We start from the raw sequence: 15,469 nt of genomic DNA, 5'->3' as shown, positions 1-15,469 counted from the left end.
CAGGAGCGTGGGTCTCTTCGGGTCGACGTCAGAAGCGCTGGTTCAGCTGGCGGCAATACCCGCCGTTGTCGCGAAAGCCGGCCGGGCAGCGCCGCATGCACGCGCCAGCCGCGAACTTCAGCGGCGGCCTGCACAGGCGGCCGGTCGTCCGCCGCTCGTACTGATACGATTGCGCCGGGCCGGCCCACGCCGCCATCGGCATCGCGCCGACCGTCAGGGTCAGCGCCACGAGGATCGCCCGAGCCGCATGCGTCGACATGATCATGGGTCCCCGGAAGGATGGCTTCAGGACGCCACGCCTTCGCGATGCGACTCGAGGATCGCCATCAGCGAATCCGTCACCGCGTCGATCGGTGCCATGCCGTCCACGGTCTGCAGCATCCCGGCGCGCTCGTAATAGGCCGAGAGCGGGGCGGTCTGGATCCGGTAGGCCTTGAGACGCGAGGCGAACACCTCGGGGGTGTCGTCCTTCCGCACCGGCTGTCCGCGGGTGGCGGTCTCCTCCGCCCGCTTGGCGATGCGGCCGACCAGGACCTTCTCATCGACCTTGAACTCGATCACGGTCGAGAGATGCAGGCCCTTCTCGTCCAGCATCACGTCGAGGGCCTTGGCCTGCTCGACGGTGCGGGGAAAGCCGTCGAGGATGAACCCGCCGCGCGCATCCGCCTCCTCGATCCGGTCGGCGACGATGCCGACGACGATCGCGTCGGACACGAGGCCGCCGCTCTCCATCACCGCCTTCGCCTGGAGTCCGACCGGTGTTCCGGCAGCGACGGCCGCGCGCAGCATGTCGCCGGTGGAGAGCTGCGGGATGCCGAATCGCGCGACGATCCGCTCGGACTGCGTCCCCTTCCCCGCGCCGGGTGGTCCGAGCAGAATGATCCGCATGGGCGTTATCCTCGTCCGTGCCCGTCTCTCAGGGCTTCTTGGCGCGCGGCGACGCCGTGTCGGCGTCGTTCCCGCGTCGGCGTTGCTTGTAGCGGCTTCCGCCGGACGGGCGAGCGGGCAAATCGCTGTCCACTCGTCATTCCGGCGATTGTGTCTCTCGTGTCGCCGAGCCGGATCGCTCAGCGCCGCCGCTGGGTCGTCGATGCGCCGCGCAGCTTGGCCTTCTTGACGAGGCCCTCGTACTGGTGCGCCATCAGGTGCCCGTGGATCTGCGCCACGGTGTCCATCGTCACCGAGACGACGATGAGCAGCGACGTGCCGCCGAATCCGAGGCTGGCGGAGGCGTAGGAGGCGATGATCTCCGGCACCAGGCAGACGAAGGTCAGGTAGAGCGCGCCGATCAGGGTGATGCGCGTCAGCACCTTGTCGATGAACGCCGCGGTGCGCTCGCCGGGCCGGATGCCGGGGATGAAGCCGCCATGCTTCTTCAGATTGTCGGCGGTCTCCTGCGGGTTGAAGACCACCGCGGTGTAGAAGAACGCGAAGAAGATGATCAGCGCGGCGTAGAGCGCCATGTAGAGCGGACGGCCGTGGCCGAGATAGGTCGTGACCGTCGCCAGCACGCCGGTGCCCTGGTTGGCCGAGAAGCTCGCCACGGTGGCCGGCAGCAGCAGGAGTGACGAGGCGAAGATCGGCGGGATCACGCCCGAGGTGTTGAGCTTCAAGGGCAGGAACGACGTCTGGCCCTCGTACATCCGGTTGCCGACCTGGCGCTTAGGATAGTTAATCAGCAGCCGGCGCTGGGCGCGCTCCATGAACACGATGAAGTAGACGAGGCCGATCGCGGCGACGCCGACGCCGAGGATTACCGCCGAGGACAGCGCGCCGGTGCGCGACAGCTCGAGCGCACCGATGATGGCGGTCGGCAGGTGGGCGACGATGCCGGCGAAGATGATCAGTGACGAGCCGTTGCCGATGCCGCGCGAGGTGATCTGCTCGCCGATCCACATCAGGAACAGCGTGCCGCCGGTGAGCGTGATCACGGTCGAGGCGAGGAAGAACGGGCCGGGATCGATCGCGGCGCTCGACCCCTGGAGGCCGACGGCGATGCCCCAGGACTGGACCAGTGCCAGCACCACCGTGAGGTAGCGGGTGTACTGGTTGATGACCTTGCGGCCGGACTCGCCCTCCTTCTTCAGCGTCTCGAGGCTCGGGATCACCGAGGTGAGCAGCTGGATGATGATCGAGGCCGAGATGTACGGCATGATGTTGAGCGCGAAGATCGCCATGCGCTCGACGGCACCGCCGGAGAACATGTTGAACAGCCCGAGCACGCCGCCGGCCTGCTGCTGGAAGTTGCGCGCGAACTGCTCCGGGTCGATGCCGGGGATCGGGATGTAGGTCCCGAGCCGGAACACCACGAGCGCGCCGAGGGTGAACCAGATGCGCTTCTTGAGCTCATCCGCCTTCGCGATGGCACCGAAATTGAGGTTCGCGGCGAGCTGCTCGGCGGCTGAGGCCATGGCCTGTGTCCTGATGATGGGTCACGAGGGAGCCGCGGGGCATCCCTGAAAACGGGAGCGGCGGCCGCATGCGAGGTCGCACGGGCCGCCGCTCGAAGCTTCGACTTAAGGGGTCGCTCCCGGCGAGGCAACCGCGCTCAGGCGGTCGCTTCGCCCTTGCCGCCCAAGTCCTTGCCACCCTTGCCGCGGACCGAGACGCCGGCGCCGTAGGCGACGACGACGCTGCCGCCGGCCTTCTCGACCGCCTCGACCGCCGACTTCGACGCCCGGGTCACCTCGAAGGCGACCTTCGCGGTCAGCTCGCCGACGCCGAGCAGCTTCACGCCGTCGCGGGGACGGGCGATGATCCCGGCCCGCACGAGAGCCTCGACCGTCACGGTCGCGGCCTTGTCGAGCTTGCCGGCGTCGATCGCCTGCTGCACCCGGCCGAGATTCACCTCGTTGAGGTCGGTCGAGTAGAGGTTGTTGAAGCCGCGCTTCGGCAGGCGACGGTGAAGCGGCATCTGGCCGCCCTCGAAGCCCTTGATGGCCACGCCGGTCCGGGCCTTCTGACCCTTCACGCCGCGCCCTGCGGTCTTGCCCTTGCCGGAGCCGATGCCTCGGCCGACGCGCATCCGGTTCTTGGTTGCGCCTTCGTTGTCGCGGATCTCGTTGAGCTTCATCGCGCCCTCCTCAAGCCGCGTCGTCGAGGACGCGCACGAGGTGCGCGACCTTTCGGATCATGCCGCGAACGGCGGGGGTGTCCTCGAGCTCGGAGACACGGTGAAGCTTGTTCAGCTTCAGGCCCACCAGCGTCTGGCGCTGGGAGGCCTCGCGGCGGATCGGGGAACCGATCTGCTCCACGCGGACAGTCTTGCTAGCCATGCTGCCCTCCCCTTACGCGACTGCGGCTTCGGACTGGTCGGACGGGTCCGAATCGGTGCGCCGCGCCTGGAGCGTGGACACCTTGAGACCGCGACGACCGGCGACCGAGCGCGGGCTGTCCTCGTTCTTCAGCGCCTCGAAGGTGGCGCGCACGAGGTTGTAGGGGTTCGAGGAGCCGAGGCTCTTGGCCACGACGTCCTGCATGCCGAGCGTCTCGAACACGGCGCGCATCGGGCCGCCGGCGATGATGCCGGTGCCCTGCGGAGCCGCGCGGAGGATCACCTTGCCGGCGCCGTGACGGCCCTGCACGTCGTGGTGCAGCGTCCGGCCCTCGCGGAGCGAGATGCGGACGAGGCCGCGCTTGGCGGCTTCGGTCGCCTTGCGGATCGCCTCCGGGACTTCGCGGGCCTTGCCGTGGCCGAAGCCGACGCGGCCCTTCTGGTCGCCGACGACGACGAGCGCGGCGAAGCCGAAGCGACGGCCGCCCTTCACCACCTTGGCGACGCGGTTGATGTGGACGAGCTTGTCCACGAACTCGCTGTCGCGCTCCTCGCGGTCGTCGCGGCGGCCGCGGCCACCGCCTTCACGTTCACGTGCCATGTTGCTTCCGTTTCATCTCACTGGCGCGGGCGGCGGGCCCGCTCGCTTGAATCGTCATCGCCGGAGGCGGACGCGCCGCCTCCGCACCGCCGAGATTTAGAAGTCGAGGCCACCCTCGCGAGCGGCTTCGGCCAGAGCCTTGATCCGGCCGTGGTACTGGTAGCCCGAGCGGTCGAACACGACCTTCGAGACGCCGGCGGCCTTGGCGCGCTCGGCGACGAGCTTGCCCACCGCCGAGGCGGCGGCGACGTCGGCGCCGGTCTTCAGGTCGGCGCGCAGGCCCTTGTCGATCGACGAGGCGGCGGCGAGCGTGACGCCCGCCGCATCATCGATGACCTGGACGTAGATCTGCTTCGACGAGCGGAACACCGACAGGCGCGGCCGGCCGTTGGCGGAGGCGCGGAGCGCCCGGCGCACCCGCGCCTTGCGGCGATCGAGGGCTTCGAGTTTGCGTGACATGTCTCAGCCCCCTTACTTCTTCTTGCCTTCCTTGCGGAAGATGAACTCGCCGGCGTACTTCACGCCCTTGCCCTTGTAGGGCTCGGGACCGCGGTAGTCGCGGATCTCCGCGGCGACCTGGCCGACGACCTGGCGGTCGATGCCGGAGATCGTGATCTCCGTCGGCTTCGGCGTCACGATCGTGATGCCGGCCGGGATCTGGTACTCGATGTCGTGGCTGTACCCGAGCGAGAGCTTGAGCGCCTTGCCGGCCATCGCGGCACGGTAGCCGACGCCGGTGATCTCGAGCTTCTTCTCGAAGCCCTTGGACACGCCCTCGACGAGGTTCGCGACCTGGGCCCGCGAGGTGCCCCAGAGCGAACGCGCCGCCTTGGACTGGTCCTTCGGGGTCACCGTGATCGCGCCGTCCTCGAGCGCCACGTCGACCAGCGAGGGAACCACGAACTGCAGCTCGCCCTTCGAGCCCTTCATCTTCACCGTCTGACCCGTGACCGACGCGGTGACGCCGGCCGGAACGGGGACGGGCTTCTTGCCTACGCGAGACATCTGCCTCTCTCCTTATCCGGGGATCAGAACACCTTGCAGAGCACTTCGCCGCCGACGTTGCGCTCGCGCGCCTCGTGGTCGGCCATGACGCCCTGCGGGGTGGACACGATGGTGACGCCGAGACCGTCGGCGACGCGCGGCAGATCGCCGACGGCCGAGTAGACGCGGCGGCCGGGCTTCGACACGCGCTGGATCGAGCGGATGACGGGCTGGCCGTCGTAGTACTTCAGCTCGATCGCGAACTCCGTCCGGCCGTTGCCGAGTTCGGTGGTCGCGAAGTCGCGGATGTAGCCTTCCGACTTCAGCACATTCAGGACGTTCGCGCGGAGGCGCGAGCCGGGCGTCGAGACGACGTTGCGACGGCGCATCTGGCCGTTGCGGATGCGGGTGAGCATATCGCCCACGGGATCGTTGACCATGGGTGCCTCCTTACCAGCTCGACTTGACGAGGCCCGGGATCAGGCCCCGGTTCCCGAGCTCGCGCAGCGCGATACGCGAGACGCCCATCTTGCGGTAATAGGCGCGCGGCCGGCCGGTGATCTCGCACCGGTTGCGCACGCGGGTCGGCGACGAGTTGCGGGGAAGCTCCGCGAGCTTGAGGCGCGCCTCGAAGCGCTCCTCCATCTCGAGGGACTCGTCGTTGGCGGTCGCGAGCAGGGCCTGGCGCTTCGCAGCGAAGCGCTTGACCAGCTCCTTCCGGTGGTTGTTCTGTTCGACTGAACTCTTCTTTGCCATTGTCTATCCTCCGGTGTCCGCGTCTAGGTATCCCGAGGGACGCCTACTGCCGGAACGGGAATTGGAAGGCGACGAGGAGAGCGCGGGCTTCCTCGTCGGTGGTGGCGGTGGTGGCGACGACGATGTCCATGCCCCAGGTCTGCTCGGCCTTGTCGTACGAGATCTCCGGGAACACGAGGTGCTCCTTGAGGCCGAGCGCGTAGTTACCGCGGCCGTCGAACGACTTCGGGTTCAGGCCGCGGAAGTCGCGGACGCGCGGCAGCGCGATCGTGACGAGGCGATCCATGAACTCGTACATCTTCTGGCGGCGCAGGGTGACCTTGCAGCCGATCGGCATGCCCTCACGGACCTTGAAGGTCGCGATCGGCTTGCGGGCCTTGGTGATGACCGGCTTCTGGCCGGCGATCAGCGCAAGGTCGCCGGCGGCGACGGTGGCCTTCTTCGAGTCCGCGGTGGACTCGCCGACGCCCATGTTGATGACGATCTTGTCGATCCGCGGAACCTGCATCGGGTTCTTGTAGCCGAACTGCTCGATGAGCTTCTGGCGGATGACCTCATCGTAGTGGGCGCGCAGGCGCGGGACGTAGGCGTCCTTGTTGGCTTCAGCCATCGATCTGATCCCCCGTGGTCTTGGCGAAGCGGACCTTGCGGCCGTCTTCAAGGATGCGGAAACCCACGCGGGTCGGCTTGCCGTTCGCGTCCTGCAACGCGAGGTTCGAGAGCTGGATCGCGGCCTCCTTCGAGATGATGCCGCCTTCCTGGTTCTGGCTCTGCTTCTGGTGCTTCTTGACCAGGTTGATCCCGCGGACGAGCGCCTTGTCGTCCTTCGGCATCACCTGGATGACCTCGCCGGAGCGACCGGAATCGCGACCGGTGAGGACGACGACGGTGTCGCCCTTCTTGATCTTGGCTGCCATCACAGCACCTCCGGAGCCAGCGAGATGATCTTCATGTGGTTGCGGGCGCGCAGCTCGCGCGGCACCGGCCCGAAGATGCGGGTCCCGATCGGCTCCTTCTGATTGTTGATCAGCACGGCCGCGTTCTTGTCGAAGCGGATCACCGAACCGTCGGGACGCTTCACTTCCTTGGCGGTCCGCACGACCACCGCCTTCATGACGTCGCCCTTCTTGACGCGGCCGCGCGGGATCGCCTCCTTGATGGACACGACGATGATGTCGCCCACGCCGGCATAGCGCCGCTTCGACCCGCCCAGCACCTTGATGCACATCACGCGACGCGCACCCGAGTTGTCGGCGACGTCCAGATTCGTCTGCATCTGGATCACAGGAGTGACCTTTCCTTGTTTCAGGCGGGTTTCCGCACACGGGCGGTATTGCCCGGCGGACGACGCCTGATGGGGATCTGATGTCCCCGGCTCATATGACAGACCGCGCTATCGGCGCTTATCCAGCGCCGGCGCGGTCACCGCGTACGAAGGGCGCGAACACCCCTCTCACATGTCGCGAAGGGGTGCCCACTACACCACGGGGCGCAGGGGCGCAAGACTTTCCGTGCCGGCCCTCGGGTGGAAGACGTTCCGGGCGGGCCTCCGCCTAATCCGTGCCGAGCTCCAGATCCTCGCCGCAGCCGTCGAGGGGTGGGGCGCCGGCACGCCCGGCCCGCGTGGGACTGCTCGGGAGACCGATGATTCGGCGGCCGATCCGGTTTCCGTTCTCCGCAGCTTCGCTCAGGACGTCTGCGACGGTGGCGCGGTCCACCGCATCGTCATGTCCGCAGGAGAGCGAAGCCTGAGACAGACGCCGAACCATCTCCTTGACGAAGGCGGCGCTCGCTCCCTCCGACAGCGCGACCGCGTCGTCGATGGCCCCCTCCTCGAAGCTCAAGGCGCCTCCGTAGAGGGCGATCAGCCGTGCGCGGCAGGCGGCGTCGGGATTCGCGATCTCGATGGCCTCGTCGACGCGTCCCGGACGCGACGCGAGGGCCTCCTCGATCTCCTCGGGCCGGTTGGTGGTCAGGAGGAAAAGGATGTCCGCATCGTCGCCCAGACCGTCCATCTCGTTGAGCAGACGGTTCAACAGGACCTCCGTCTTCGGGCTGTTCATGCCCTCCCGCGAGCGCCCGACCAGATCCACGTCTTCCAGCACGACGATGCTCGGCTGCAGGGTGCGCGCAAGCAGCATGTATCGGGCCAGGTCCTGGACCTGCTCCGCCGTGATCAGGATGGTGGTCCGGGCCGGTAAATTCGAGGCGATGTATCGGATCACGTGAGTCTTCCCGGTGCCGGGCGGCCCATAAAGGAGCAGACCCTTCCGGATCGACTGCCCGAGGCGGAGCAGACCGGCGCGATGCCGGTCGAACGCGAAGACGTGGCGATCCAGGCGCGCCATCGTGGCGTCGTCGAGGATGATCGCCTCTCGGGCCACCGGCGACAGCTTATGGACGGACATCTCCGTACTCATGCCGGAATAGTCGGATCCACCCTCGAAGGAGAGGACCTTGCCGCGATACAGGATCGAGTTCGCGCCCGCCTCTTGAATACGTTTTAGAAACGTGCGCGCGAACGCCTGAGCCTCGGATCCCGGCAGCGTTGCGATCTCGACCTGAGCGAACTTGCCCGACCTGAAGTTGGAATACTGCGACAGGAGCACCGCGACCGGCTGGCCGTCGACCTGGAACAACCAAAGGCCGGTGTTCAACGCCGGGAACGGTTCGCTCTCCCCGATGTCAACGTCGCGATACTGCAACGGCGTGATCGCGATGGCCTGATCATTGCCGCGGACCAGCAGGCCGGAGATCGTCAGCGGACGCTGTTCGTAGGGTTGGTGGACGCCCAACAGGGTCGGGGCGTACGGGTTCACCTGTGCAAGCGTCTCTGCCTGCAGGTCCGGAAGCAGGTGAATGCCGAAGACACGCCTCGAACTAACGATCCCGTTCACGTCATCGGCGCCGAAGAAGCCGAGGAGGGCTTCCCAGGCGCGATTGGCGTTTTTCAGCATGCGGCTCATCCTCGTTCAGAGGAGCTTCCTCCCGTCAGCGACGCATGACGGCAGGCTCCTCGTGAGGATTGTGCGACGAGGCGCGAAAAGCGCCACCGGCCGACTCGCCGGTCATGGGGAGATCGAGATTGATGGGTCGAACCCAAGCCGCGGTCGAATCGTCGAACGCTCGACACGGTTAGGCACCGACGTCGTTCTCGGATCAGAAACGAAAAAACGGGCGCAGAATCCTGCGCCCGTCTCACGGTCCGTCCAAGACGATCAGGCGGCCGCGGGAGCCTCGGCCGATGCGGCTTCGCCCTCGACGAGCTTCCAGGTCTTGGTCTTGGAGAAGGGCCGGCACTCCTCAATGAACACCGTGGCCCCGACCTTGGCTGCGTTCGCCTCGTCGTGGGCATGGTAGTTCTTCGAGCGGCGAACGGTCTTCTTCATCACCGGGTGGGTGAAGCGGCGCTCCACCTTCACGACGATGGTCTTCTCGCCCTTGTCGCTGACGACGACGCCCTGCAATACGCGCTTCGGCATGATGAAACTCCTCAGGCCGACGTCGCCTGCAGCGTCTTCTGACGCTGCAGGGTGCGGACGCGGGCGATGTCGCGACGGACTTCGCGGACGCGGGCGACGTTCTCGAGCTGGCCGGTGGCCCCCTGGAAGCGCAGGTTGAACTGCTCCTTCTTGAGGTTCAGCAGCTCGTCGCTCAGCTGGTCCGGCGACAGGGCGGCGAGATCCGACTGTCTCTGTGACGACTTCATGATCTGCCTCCCTTTAGTCGGCGATGCGTTGCACGACGCGCGTGCGGATGGGCAGCTTGGCGGCGCCCAGACGGAGCGCCTCCTTCGCGATGTCCTCGGCGACACCGTCGACCTCGAACATGATGCGGCCCGGGTGGACGCGGGCGGCCCAGTACTCGGGCGCGCCCTTGCCGGAGCCCATGCGGACTTCGGTCGGCTTCGACGTGACCGGAACGTCGGGGAAGATCCGGATCCAGACCCGGCCCTGACGCTTCATCTCACGGGTGATCGCGCGGCGGGCCGCCTCGATCTGGCGCGCGGTGATGCGCTCGGGCTCCACCGCCTTCAGGCCGAACTGGCCGAAATTCAGGTCGAAGCCGCCCTTGGCCGCACCGGAGATGCGACCTTTGAACTGCTTACGAAACCGGGTCTTCTTGGGTTGCAACATGGCAGCCTCTCAACACCTTCCTTGGCTCGGGGGTCCGACGATCGCGCTTAGGCGTGATCGCGGCGACCGCGACCGCGGTCACCCTCGCCATCGCGCTCGCGACGACCGCCCGAACGGCCGCCCTCTTCCTGCGCCTTCTTATCCTGCGCCATCGGGTCGTGCTCGAGGATCTCGCCCTTGAACACCCAGACCTTGATGCCGCACGTTCCGTAGGTCGTGAACGCGGTGGCCGTGCCGTAGTCGACGTCGGCGCGCAGCGTATGCAGGGGCACGCGGCCCTCGCGGTACCATTCCTGGCGGGCGATCTCAGCGCCGCCGAGACGACCGGAGCAGTTGATCCGGATGCCCTCGGCCCCGAGGCGCATCGCCGACTGCACGGCGCGCTTCATGGCGCGACGGAAGGCGACGCGGCGCTCGAGCTGCTGCGCGATCGAGTCGGCCACCAGCACGGCGTCGATCTCGGGCTTCCGGACCTCGACGATGTTGATGGTCACGTCGGCTTTGGTCATCGTGTTGACCAGCTTGCGCAGCTTCTCGATGTCGGCGCCCTTCTTGCCGATCACCACGCCCGGACGGCCCGAGTGGATGGTGACGCGGCACTTCCGGTGCGGGCGCTCGATGACGATCTTGGAGACCGCCGCCTGCTTGAGCTGCTTCATGAGGGCGGCGCGGATCGCGACGTCCTCGTGCATCAGCTTGACGTATTCGGTCTTGCCGGCGAACCAGCGGGAATCCCAGGTCCGGTTGATGCCGAGCCGGAGACCGATCGGGTTGACTTTCTGACCCATCAGATTCTCCTCAGGCCGCTTCGGCGGTGCGGACTTCGCGAACCACGATGGTAAGGTTCGAGAAAGGCTTCAGGATGCGCGCGCCGCGGCCGCGGGCGCGGGCGTGGAAGCGCTTCAGGACCAGCGCCTTGCCCACGAAGGCCTGGGTGACGACGAGGTCGTCGACGTCCAGATCGTGGTTGTTCTCGGCGTTGGCGATCGCGCTCTCGAGGCACTTCTTGACCTCGGTCGAGATGCGCTTGCGGGAGAACTCGAGGTCGGCGAGCGCCGACTCGACCTTCTTGCCGCGGATCATCTGCGCGACGAGGTTGAGCTTCTGGGGCGAGACACGGAGCATCCGTGCCACGGCCTTGGCCTCGTTCTCGGGCAGCGCGCGGGGGGTGGCTTGCTTGCCCATGTCAGCGCCTCTTCGCCTTCTTGTCGGCCGCGTGGCCGTGGAAGGTGCGGGTCGGCGAGAACTCGCCGAACTTGTGACCGACCATTTCCTCGGAGACGTAGACCGGGATGTGCTTCTGCCCATTGTGCACACCGAAGGTGAGCCCGATGAACTGCGGCAGGATGGTGGAGCGACGGCTCCAGATCTTGATGACCTCGTTCCGGCTCGACCCGCGAGCCGCCTCGGCCTTCTTGAAGAGGTAGCCGTCGACGAACGGCCCCTTCCAGAGTGAGCGTGCCATGATGGTTACTTCTTGCGGTTGTGGCGGCTGGACAGGATGAAGACGTCGGTCCGCTTGTTCGAGCGGGTCTTCTTCCCCTTGGTCGGCACGCCCCAGGGCGTCACCGGGTTACGGCCGCCCGAGGTGCGTCCCTCGCCGCCGCCGTGCGGGTGGTCGACCGGGTTCATGGCCACGCCGCGGACGTGCGGACGCTTGCCGAGCCACCGGTTGCGCCCGGCCTTGCCGAGCGAGATGTTCATGTGGTCCGGGTTCGAGACCGCACCCACCGTCGCGTAGCACTGGCCGTGGACCAGGCGCTGCTCGCCGGAGTTCAGGCGGAGCGTCACGTAGCCCTGGTCACGCCCGACGATCTGAGCGTAGTTGCCGGCGGAGCGGGCGACGGCGCCGCCCTTGCCGATCTTCAGCTCGATGTTGTGCACGATCGTGCCCACCGGCATGCCGCCGATCGGCCCGGCATTGCCTGGCTTGATGTCGACGCCCTCGCCCGAGACCACCTTGTCGCCCGGCTGAAGGCGCTGCGGAGCGATGATGTAGCTCTGCTTGCCGTCCGGGTAGTTGATCAGCGCGATGAACGCCGTGCGGTTCGGATCGTACTCGATCCGCTCGACGGTCGCCGACACGCCCGGCTGCGACCGACGCTTGAAGTCGACGAGACGGAGCGAGCGCTTGTGACCGCCGCCGCGGAAGCGGACGGTGATCCGCCCGAGGTTGTTGCGGCCGCCCGAGGACGACTTGCCCTCGGTCAGCGCCTTCACCGGCTTGCCCTTGTAGAGCTCACGGCGGTCGACCAGCACGAGCTGGCGCAGGCTCGGCGTGACCGGTTTGAATGTCTTCAAGGCCATCGGCTTAAATCCCTACCCGGTCTATGTCAGAGGCCGGTCGTGACGTCGATCGTGTCACCTTCGGCGAGGGTCACGACCGCTTTCTTCACGTCCGAACGCTGTCCGCGCATGCCGCGGAAGATCTTCTTCTTGCCCTTGGTCACGAGGGTGTTCACCGCCGTGACCTTGACGTCGAACAGCTTCTCGACCGCTTCCTTGATCTGCGGCTTGGTGGCCTTCGGAGCGACCCGGAAGACGACCTTGTTCTGCTCGGTGAGGTTCGTCGCCTTCTCGGTGATGACCGGGGAGACGATGATGTCGTAGTGGCGCGGATCGGCACTCATTTGAAACGCTCCTCCAGCGCGTCGATCGCGGCGCGGGTCAGCACGAGCGTGTCGCGGCGCAGGATGTCGTAGACGTTGATGCCCTGCACGGGCAGCACGTCGATCATCGGGATGTTGCGGGCGGCGCGGCCGAAGTTCTCGTCGACCTCGGCGCCGCCGATGATCAGCGCGCTCGAGAGACCCATCTTGCCGAAGCGCTCGACGAGACCCTTGGTCTTGTGGTCCTCGATCTTGATGTCGTCGACGACGATGAGGGTCGAGGCCTTGGCCTTGGCCGACAGGGCGTGACGCAGGGCCAGGGCACGGACCTTCTTGGGAAGGTCGTGGCCGTGGTCGCGGACGACCGGGCCGAACGCACGGCCGCCGCCGCGGAACTGCGGAGCCGAGGCTGCGCCGTGACGCGCGTTGCCGGTGCCCTTCTGCTTGTACAGCTTCTTGCGGGTCCGGTTCACGTCCGAGCGGTTCTGCACGGCGTGGGTGCCGGCACGACGCTTGGCGAGCTGCCAGCGCACCATGCGCTGGAGCAGGTCGGCGCGGGGCTCGAGGCCGAAGATGGCCTCGTCGAGCTCCACCGAGCCGGCGCCGGTGCCGTCGAGGGTGGTGATATCGAGCTTCATCACGCGTTCTCCTCGGCAGCGGGCGCCTCGGGGGCGGATTGCGGGGCAGCCGACGCGCCGTTCTCACGGAACTTGCCGGGCTGTGGGACTTCGGCCGGAAGCTTGCGCTTCACCGCGTCCCGGATCTGGATCCAGCCGCCGGCGACGCCGGGAACCGCACCCTCGACCAGGATCAGGCCGCGCTCGACGTCCGTGCGGACGACGCGCAGGTTCTGCGTGGTGACGCGGTCGACGCCCATGTGACCGGGCATCTTCTTGTTCTTGAAGGTCTTGCCCGGATCCTGACGGCCGCCGGTCGAACCGATCGAGCGGTGCGAGATCGACACGCCGTGGGTGGCGCGCAGACCGCCGAAGTTCCAGCGCTTGATGCCGCCGGCGAACCCCTTACCCGTGGTCGTGCCCGTCACGTCGACGAACTGGCCCGGGATGAAGTGATCGGCCGTGATCTCGGCGCCCACCGGGATCAGCGCGTCCTCGGACACGCGGAACTCGGCGATCTTTTGCTTCGGCTCGACCTTGGCGACCGCGAAGCGGCCACGCTCGGCGGCCGAGACGTTCTTGACCTTCGCCTTGCCGACGCCGAGCTGGACGGCGACGTAGCCGTTCTTCTCGACGGTGCGGTGGGCGACCACCTGGCATTGTTCGATCTTGAGCACGGTGCAGGGAACGTGTTCCCCCGCTTCCGTGAAGATCCGGGTCATGCCGACCTTCTGTGCAATGACGCCTGAGCGCATAAGGTGTCTCCCTCGCGCGATGAAACGGTAAGCTCTAAACCCGGCAGGGCTTAGAGCTTGATCTCCACGTCCACGCCAGCGGCGAGGTCGAGCTTCATCAGCGCGTCCACGGTCTGGGGGGTCGGATCGACGATATCGAGCACGCGCTTGTGGGTGCGCATCTCGAACTGCTCGCGCGACTTCTTGTCGATGTGCGGCGAGCGGTTGACCGTGAACTTCTCGATATGGGTCGGCAGCGGGATCGGGCCGCGGATGGTCGCGCCGGTCCGCTTGGCGGTGGAGACGATCTCGCGGGTGGACGCATCCAGGATGCGATGATCGAACGCCTTCAGGCGGATGCGGATGTTTTGACCGTTCATGACCTAAACCTCGACGGAAACGTGTTGGGCGGGCGCGAGGGCCCTTCCCTCAATCGTCCCCTGACGGATGCTGTGTCCGGGCACCGGCACTTCGTCCCGGGAGACGAAGGGCCGATCTGTCTGACGACTACGCGTTGATGGCGGCGACGACGCCGGCGCCGACGGTTCGGCCGCCCTCGCGGATGGCGAAGCGCAGCTTCTCCTCCATGGCCACCGGCACGATCAGCGTGACGTCCATGGTCACGTTGTCGCCCGGCATCACCATCTCGGTGCCCTCGGGCAGCACGCACACGCCGGTCACGTCGGTGGTGCGGAAGTAGAACTGCGGCCGATAGTTGGTGAAGAACGGCGTGTGGCGCCCGCCCTCCTCCTTGGTCAGGATGTAGGCCTCGGCCTTGAACTTGGTGTGCGGCTTGACCGAGCCCGGCTTGCACACGACCTGGCCGCGCTCGACGTCCTCGCGCTTGGTGCCGCGCAGCAGCACGCCGACGTTGTCGCCCGCCTGGCCCTGGTCGAGCAGCTTGCGGAACATCTCGACGCCCGTGACCGTCGTGGTCTGGGTGTCGCGGATGCCGACGATCTCCACCGTCTCGCCGACCTTGACGATGCCGCGCTCGACCCGGCCCGTCACCACCGTGCCGCGGCCCGAGATCGAGAACACGTCCTCGATCGGCATCAGGAACGGCATGTCGATCGGGCGCTCCGGCTGCGGGATGTAGTCGTCCACCGTCTTCATCAGCGCCAGCACCGCGTCGTGCCCGACCGCCTTGTCGCCGTTGTCGAGCGCCACCTTGGCCGAGCCCTTGGTGATCGGGATGTCGTCGCCGGGGAAGTCGTACTTCGACAGAAGCTCGCGCACTTCCATCTCGACGAGCTCGAGCAGCTCGGCGTCGTCGACGAGGTCGACCTTGTTGAGGAACACCACCAGCGCCGGAACGCCGACCTGGCGCGCCAGCAGGATGTGCTCGCGGGTCTGCGGCATCGGGCCGTCGGCCGCCGACACCACCAGGATCGCGCCGTCCATCTGCGCCGCGCCCGTGATCATGTTCTTCACGTAGTCGGCGTGACCGGGGCAGTCGACGTGCGCGTAGTGCCGGTTCGTCGTCTCGTACTCCACGTGCGCCGTCGAGATCGTGATCCCGCGCGCCTTCTCCTCCGGAGCCTTGTCGATCTGGTCGTAGGCCGTGAACGTCGCCCCGCCGGACTCCGCCAAGACCTTCGTGATCGCCGCCGTCAGCGACGTCTTGCCGTGGTCAACGTGACCGATCGTGCCGATGTTGCAGTGCGGCTTCGTGCGGGCAAACTTCTCTTTGGCCATGGTAGCCTCCGGTTCGATGAGGGGTGCGCGCCGGACCTGCGGTCAGGCCGGCGACGCGGA

At 67.0% G+C, this 15,469-nt stretch carries 26 protein-coding genes; all 26 read right to left on the bottom strand.

Annotated elements, in window-relative coordinates:
• Positions 1–28: 28 nt before the first annotated feature.
• Positions 29–259: a hypothetical protein gene (locus ACFZ8E_RS10645; RefSeq protein WP_405042746.1), complete on the bottom strand. Its 231-nt coding sequence runs from the start codon at positions 257–259 to the stop codon at positions 29–31.
• Positions 260–285: 26 nt separating this feature from the next.
• Positions 286–888 carry an adenylate kinase gene (locus ACFZ8E_RS10640; RefSeq protein WP_405042745.1) on the bottom strand — a complete coding sequence of 201 codons (603 nt, stop codon included), beginning with the start codon at positions 886–888 and terminating at the stop codon, positions 286–288.
• Positions 889–1,067: 179 nt separating this feature from the next.
• Positions 1,068–2,411: a preprotein translocase subunit SecY gene (gene secY / locus ACFZ8E_RS10635; RefSeq protein WP_147725847.1), complete on the bottom strand. Its 1,344-nt coding sequence runs from the start codon at positions 2,409–2,411 to the stop codon at positions 1,068–1,070.
• Between the two features lie 137 nt (positions 2,412–2,548).
• Positions 2,549–3,073: a 50S ribosomal protein L15 gene (gene rplO / locus ACFZ8E_RS10630; protein WP_405042744.1), complete on the bottom strand. Its 525-nt coding sequence runs from the start codon at positions 3,071–3,073 to the stop codon at positions 2,549–2,551.
• A gap of 10 nt (positions 3,074–3,083) precedes the next feature.
• Entirely contained in the window at positions 3,084–3,275 is a 192-nt protein-coding gene (rpmD, locus tag ACFZ8E_RS10625; protein WP_147725849.1) for a 50S ribosomal protein L30, read from the bottom strand.
• Between the two features lie 12 nt (positions 3,276–3,287).
• The gene (rpsE, locus tag ACFZ8E_RS10620) at positions 3,288–3,875 is read right to left on the bottom strand and encodes a 30S ribosomal protein S5 (RefSeq protein ID WP_147725850.1); all 588 of its coding nucleotides are present in this window, start codon (positions 3,873–3,875) and stop codon (positions 3,288–3,290) included.
• A gap of 96 nt (positions 3,876–3,971) precedes the next feature.
• Positions 3,972–4,334: a 50S ribosomal protein L18 gene (rplR, locus tag ACFZ8E_RS10615; protein WP_147842713.1), complete on the bottom strand. Its 363-nt coding sequence runs from the start codon at positions 4,332–4,334 to the stop codon at positions 3,972–3,974.
• A gap of 12 nt (positions 4,335–4,346) precedes the next feature.
• Positions 4,347–4,880 (bottom strand): 50S ribosomal protein L6, encoded by a 534-nt coding sequence (gene rplF / locus ACFZ8E_RS10610; RefSeq protein WP_147725852.1) that lies wholly within the window; start codon positions 4,878–4,880, stop codon positions 4,347–4,349.
• A gap of 23 nt (positions 4,881–4,903) precedes the next feature.
• Complete coding sequence (rpsH, locus tag ACFZ8E_RS10605; RefSeq protein ID WP_147725853.1) at positions 4,904–5,299, bottom strand: 30S ribosomal protein S8; 396 nt, start codon at positions 5,297–5,299, stop codon at positions 4,904–4,906.
• Positions 5,300–5,309: 10 nt separating this feature from the next.
• Entirely contained in the window at positions 5,310–5,615 is a 306-nt protein-coding gene (gene rpsN, locus ACFZ8E_RS10600; protein WP_147725854.1) for a 30S ribosomal protein S14, read from the bottom strand.
• 43 nt (positions 5,616–5,658) lie between these two features.
• A complete protein-coding gene (gene rplE, locus ACFZ8E_RS10595; RefSeq protein WP_405042743.1) occupies positions 5,659–6,225 on the bottom strand; it encodes a 50S ribosomal protein L5 in 567 nt (188 codons plus the stop codon).
• Positions 6,218–6,532: a 50S ribosomal protein L24 gene (gene rplX, locus ACFZ8E_RS10590; protein WP_147842714.1), complete on the bottom strand. Its 315-nt coding sequence runs from the start codon at positions 6,530–6,532 to the stop codon at positions 6,218–6,220. The genes rplE and rplX overlap by 8 nt, the downstream gene beginning before the upstream one ends.
• Complete coding sequence (rplN, locus tag ACFZ8E_RS10585; RefSeq protein WP_147725857.1) at positions 6,532–6,900, bottom strand: 50S ribosomal protein L14; 369 nt, start codon at positions 6,898–6,900, stop codon at positions 6,532–6,534. The genes rplX and rplN overlap by 1 nt, the downstream gene beginning before the upstream one ends.
• A gap of 268 nt (positions 6,901–7,168) precedes the next feature.
• Positions 7,169–8,572, bottom strand: coding sequence for an ATP-binding protein (locus ACFZ8E_RS10580; protein ID WP_243949406.1), 1,404 nt, complete (start codon positions 8,570–8,572; stop codon positions 7,169–7,171).
• Between the two features lie 261 nt (positions 8,573–8,833).
• Complete coding sequence (rpsQ, locus tag ACFZ8E_RS10575; protein ID WP_147725858.1) at positions 8,834–9,097, bottom strand: 30S ribosomal protein S17; 264 nt, start codon at positions 9,095–9,097, stop codon at positions 8,834–8,836.
• A gap of 11 nt (positions 9,098–9,108) precedes the next feature.
• The gene (gene rpmC, locus ACFZ8E_RS10570) at positions 9,109–9,324 is read right to left on the bottom strand and encodes a 50S ribosomal protein L29 (protein WP_147725859.1); all 216 of its coding nucleotides are present in this window, start codon (positions 9,322–9,324) and stop codon (positions 9,109–9,111) included.
• A 13-nt stretch (positions 9,325–9,337) separates the two neighbouring features.
• Positions 9,338–9,751 carry a 50S ribosomal protein L16 gene (rplP, locus tag ACFZ8E_RS10565; protein WP_147725860.1) on the bottom strand — a complete coding sequence of 138 codons (414 nt, stop codon included), beginning with the start codon at positions 9,749–9,751 and terminating at the stop codon, positions 9,338–9,340.
• 47 nt (positions 9,752–9,798) lie between these two features.
• Positions 9,799–10,539: a 30S ribosomal protein S3 gene (gene rpsC / locus ACFZ8E_RS10560; protein WP_147725861.1), complete on the bottom strand. Its 741-nt coding sequence runs from the start codon at positions 10,537–10,539 to the stop codon at positions 9,799–9,801.
• A gap of 10 nt (positions 10,540–10,549) precedes the next feature.
• Positions 10,550–10,936, bottom strand: a complete 387-nt coding sequence (rplV, locus tag ACFZ8E_RS10555; protein WP_147725862.1) for a 50S ribosomal protein L22 — start codon at positions 10,934–10,936, stop codon at positions 10,550–10,552.
• 1 nt (position 10,937) lies between these two features.
• Positions 10,938–11,216: a 30S ribosomal protein S19 gene (gene rpsS / locus ACFZ8E_RS10550; protein WP_147725863.1), complete on the bottom strand. Its 279-nt coding sequence runs from the start codon at positions 11,214–11,216 to the stop codon at positions 10,938–10,940.
• Positions 11,217–11,221: 5 nt separating this feature from the next.
• Positions 11,222–12,058, bottom strand: a complete 837-nt coding sequence (gene rplB, locus ACFZ8E_RS10545) for a 50S ribosomal protein L2 (RefSeq protein ID WP_147842717.1) — start codon at positions 12,056–12,058, stop codon at positions 11,222–11,224.
• A gap of 26 nt (positions 12,059–12,084) precedes the next feature.
• Positions 12,085–12,381: a 50S ribosomal protein L23 gene (locus tag ACFZ8E_RS10540; protein ID WP_147725865.1), complete on the bottom strand. Its 297-nt coding sequence runs from the start codon at positions 12,379–12,381 to the stop codon at positions 12,085–12,087.
• Positions 12,378–12,998, bottom strand: a complete 621-nt coding sequence (gene rplD, locus ACFZ8E_RS10535; RefSeq protein ID WP_405042742.1) for a 50S ribosomal protein L4 — start codon at positions 12,996–12,998, stop codon at positions 12,378–12,380. Before rplD ends, ACFZ8E_RS10540 begins: the two co-directional genes overlap by 4 nt.
• The gene (rplC, locus tag ACFZ8E_RS10530) at positions 12,998–13,732 is read right to left on the bottom strand and encodes a 50S ribosomal protein L3 (protein ID WP_147725867.1); all 735 of its coding nucleotides are present in this window, start codon (positions 13,730–13,732) and stop codon (positions 12,998–13,000) included. Before rplC ends, rplD begins: the two co-directional genes overlap by 1 nt.
• Positions 13,733–13,782: 50 nt before the next feature.
• Positions 13,783–14,091, bottom strand: a complete 309-nt coding sequence (gene rpsJ, locus ACFZ8E_RS10525) for a 30S ribosomal protein S10 (RefSeq protein ID WP_018044230.1) — start codon at positions 14,089–14,091, stop codon at positions 13,783–13,785.
• A 127-nt stretch (positions 14,092–14,218) separates the two neighbouring features.
• Entirely contained in the window at positions 14,219–15,409 is a 1,191-nt protein-coding gene (gene tuf / locus ACFZ8E_RS10520; protein ID WP_147729937.1) for an elongation factor Tu, read from the bottom strand.
• Positions 15,410–15,469: the final 60 nt, after the last annotated feature.

The sequence above is a fragment of the Methylobacterium sp. HMF5984 genome, from assembly GCF_045033435.1.
Lineage (GTDB): Bacteria > Pseudomonadota > Alphaproteobacteria > Rhizobiales > Beijerinckiaceae > Methylobacterium.
The sequence above is the reverse complement of the archived record's forward strand: the minus strand, read 5'-3'. Positions and strand labels throughout refer to the sequence as shown.

Excerpts from the sequence above, each read along its gene's own strand:
- rplV (WP_147725862.1), bottom strand. The coding sequence starts at position 10,936 with ATGGGCAAGCAAGCCACCCCCCGCGCGCTGCCCGAGAACGAGGCCAAG.
- rpmD (WP_147725849.1), bottom strand. The coding sequence starts at position 3,275 with ATGGCTAGCAAGACTGTCCGCGTGGAGCAGATCGGTTCCCCGATCCGC.
- ACFZ8E_RS10640 (WP_405042745.1), bottom strand. The coding sequence starts at position 888 with ATGCGGATCATTCTGCTCGGACCACCCGGCGCGGGGAAGGGGACGCAG.
- rplB (WP_147842717.1), bottom strand. The coding sequence starts at position 12,058 with ATGGCCTTGAAGACATTCAAACCGGTCACGCCGAGCCTGCGCCAGCTC.
- ACFZ8E_RS10580 (WP_243949406.1), bottom strand. The coding sequence starts at position 8,572 with ATGCTGAAAAACGCCAATCGCGCCTGGGAAGCCCTCCTCGGCTTCTTC.
- rplC (WP_147725867.1), bottom strand. The coding sequence starts at position 13,732 with ATGCGCTCAGGCGTCATTGCACAGAAGGTCGGCATGACCCGGATCTTC.
- rplX (WP_147842714.1), bottom strand. The coding sequence starts at position 6,532 with ATGGCAGCCAAGATCAAGAAGGGCGACACCGTCGTCGTCCTCACCGGT.
- rplE (WP_405042743.1), bottom strand. The coding sequence starts at position 6,225 with ATGGCTGAAGCCAACAAGGACGCCTACGTCCCGCGCCTGCGCGCCCAC.
- rplR (WP_147842713.1), bottom strand. The coding sequence starts at position 4,334 with ATGTCACGCAAACTCGAAGCCCTCGATCGCCGCAAGGCGCGGGTGCGC.
- rplP (WP_147725860.1), bottom strand. The coding sequence starts at position 9,751 with ATGTTGCAACCCAAGAAGACCCGGTTTCGTAAGCAGTTCAAAGGTCGC.
- rpsS (WP_147725863.1), bottom strand. The coding sequence starts at position 11,216 with ATGGCACGCTCACTCTGGAAGGGGCCGTTCGTCGACGGCTACCTCTTC.
- rplF (WP_147725852.1), bottom strand. The coding sequence starts at position 4,880 with ATGTCTCGCGTAGGCAAGAAGCCCGTCCCCGTTCCGGCCGGCGTCACC.
- rpsH (WP_147725853.1), bottom strand. The coding sequence starts at position 5,299 with ATGGTCAACGATCCCGTGGGCGATATGCTCACCCGCATCCGCAACGGC.
- tuf (WP_147729937.1), bottom strand. The coding sequence starts at position 15,409 with ATGGCCAAAGAGAAGTTTGCCCGCACGAAGCCGCACTGCAACATCGGC.
- rpsE (WP_147725850.1), bottom strand. The coding sequence starts at position 3,875 with ATGGCACGTGAACGTGAAGGCGGTGGCCGCGGCCGCCGCGACGACCGC.
- secY (WP_147725847.1), bottom strand. The coding sequence starts at position 2,411 with ATGGCCTCAGCCGCCGAGCAGCTCGCCGCGAACCTCAATTTCGGTGCC.
- rplO (WP_405042744.1), bottom strand. The coding sequence starts at position 3,073 with ATGAAGCTCAACGAGATCCGCGACAACGAAGGCGCAACCAAGAACCGG.
- ACFZ8E_RS10540 (WP_147725865.1), bottom strand. The coding sequence starts at position 12,381 with ATGAGTGCCGATCCGCGCCACTACGACATCATCGTCTCCCCGGTCATC.
- ACFZ8E_RS10645 (WP_405042746.1), bottom strand. The coding sequence starts at position 259 with ATGTCGACGCATGCGGCTCGGGCGATCCTCGTGGCGCTGACCCTGACG.
- rpsQ (WP_147725858.1), bottom strand. The coding sequence starts at position 9,097 with ATGCCGAAGCGCGTATTGCAGGGCGTCGTCGTCAGCGACAAGGGCGAG.
- rplD (WP_405042742.1), bottom strand. The coding sequence starts at position 12,998 with ATGAAGCTCGATATCACCACCCTCGACGGCACCGGCGCCGGCTCGGTG.
- rpsN (WP_147725854.1), bottom strand. The coding sequence starts at position 5,615 with ATGGCAAAGAAGAGTTCAGTCGAACAGAACAACCACCGGAAGGAGCTG.
- rpsJ (WP_018044230.1), bottom strand. The coding sequence starts at position 14,091 with ATGAACGGTCAAAACATCCGCATCCGCCTGAAGGCGTTCGATCATCGC.
- rpsC (WP_147725861.1), bottom strand. The coding sequence starts at position 10,539 with ATGGGTCAGAAAGTCAACCCGATCGGTCTCCGGCTCGGCATCAACCGG.
- rpmC (WP_147725859.1), bottom strand. The coding sequence starts at position 9,324 with ATGAAGTCGTCACAGAGACAGTCGGATCTCGCCGCCCTGTCGCCGGAC.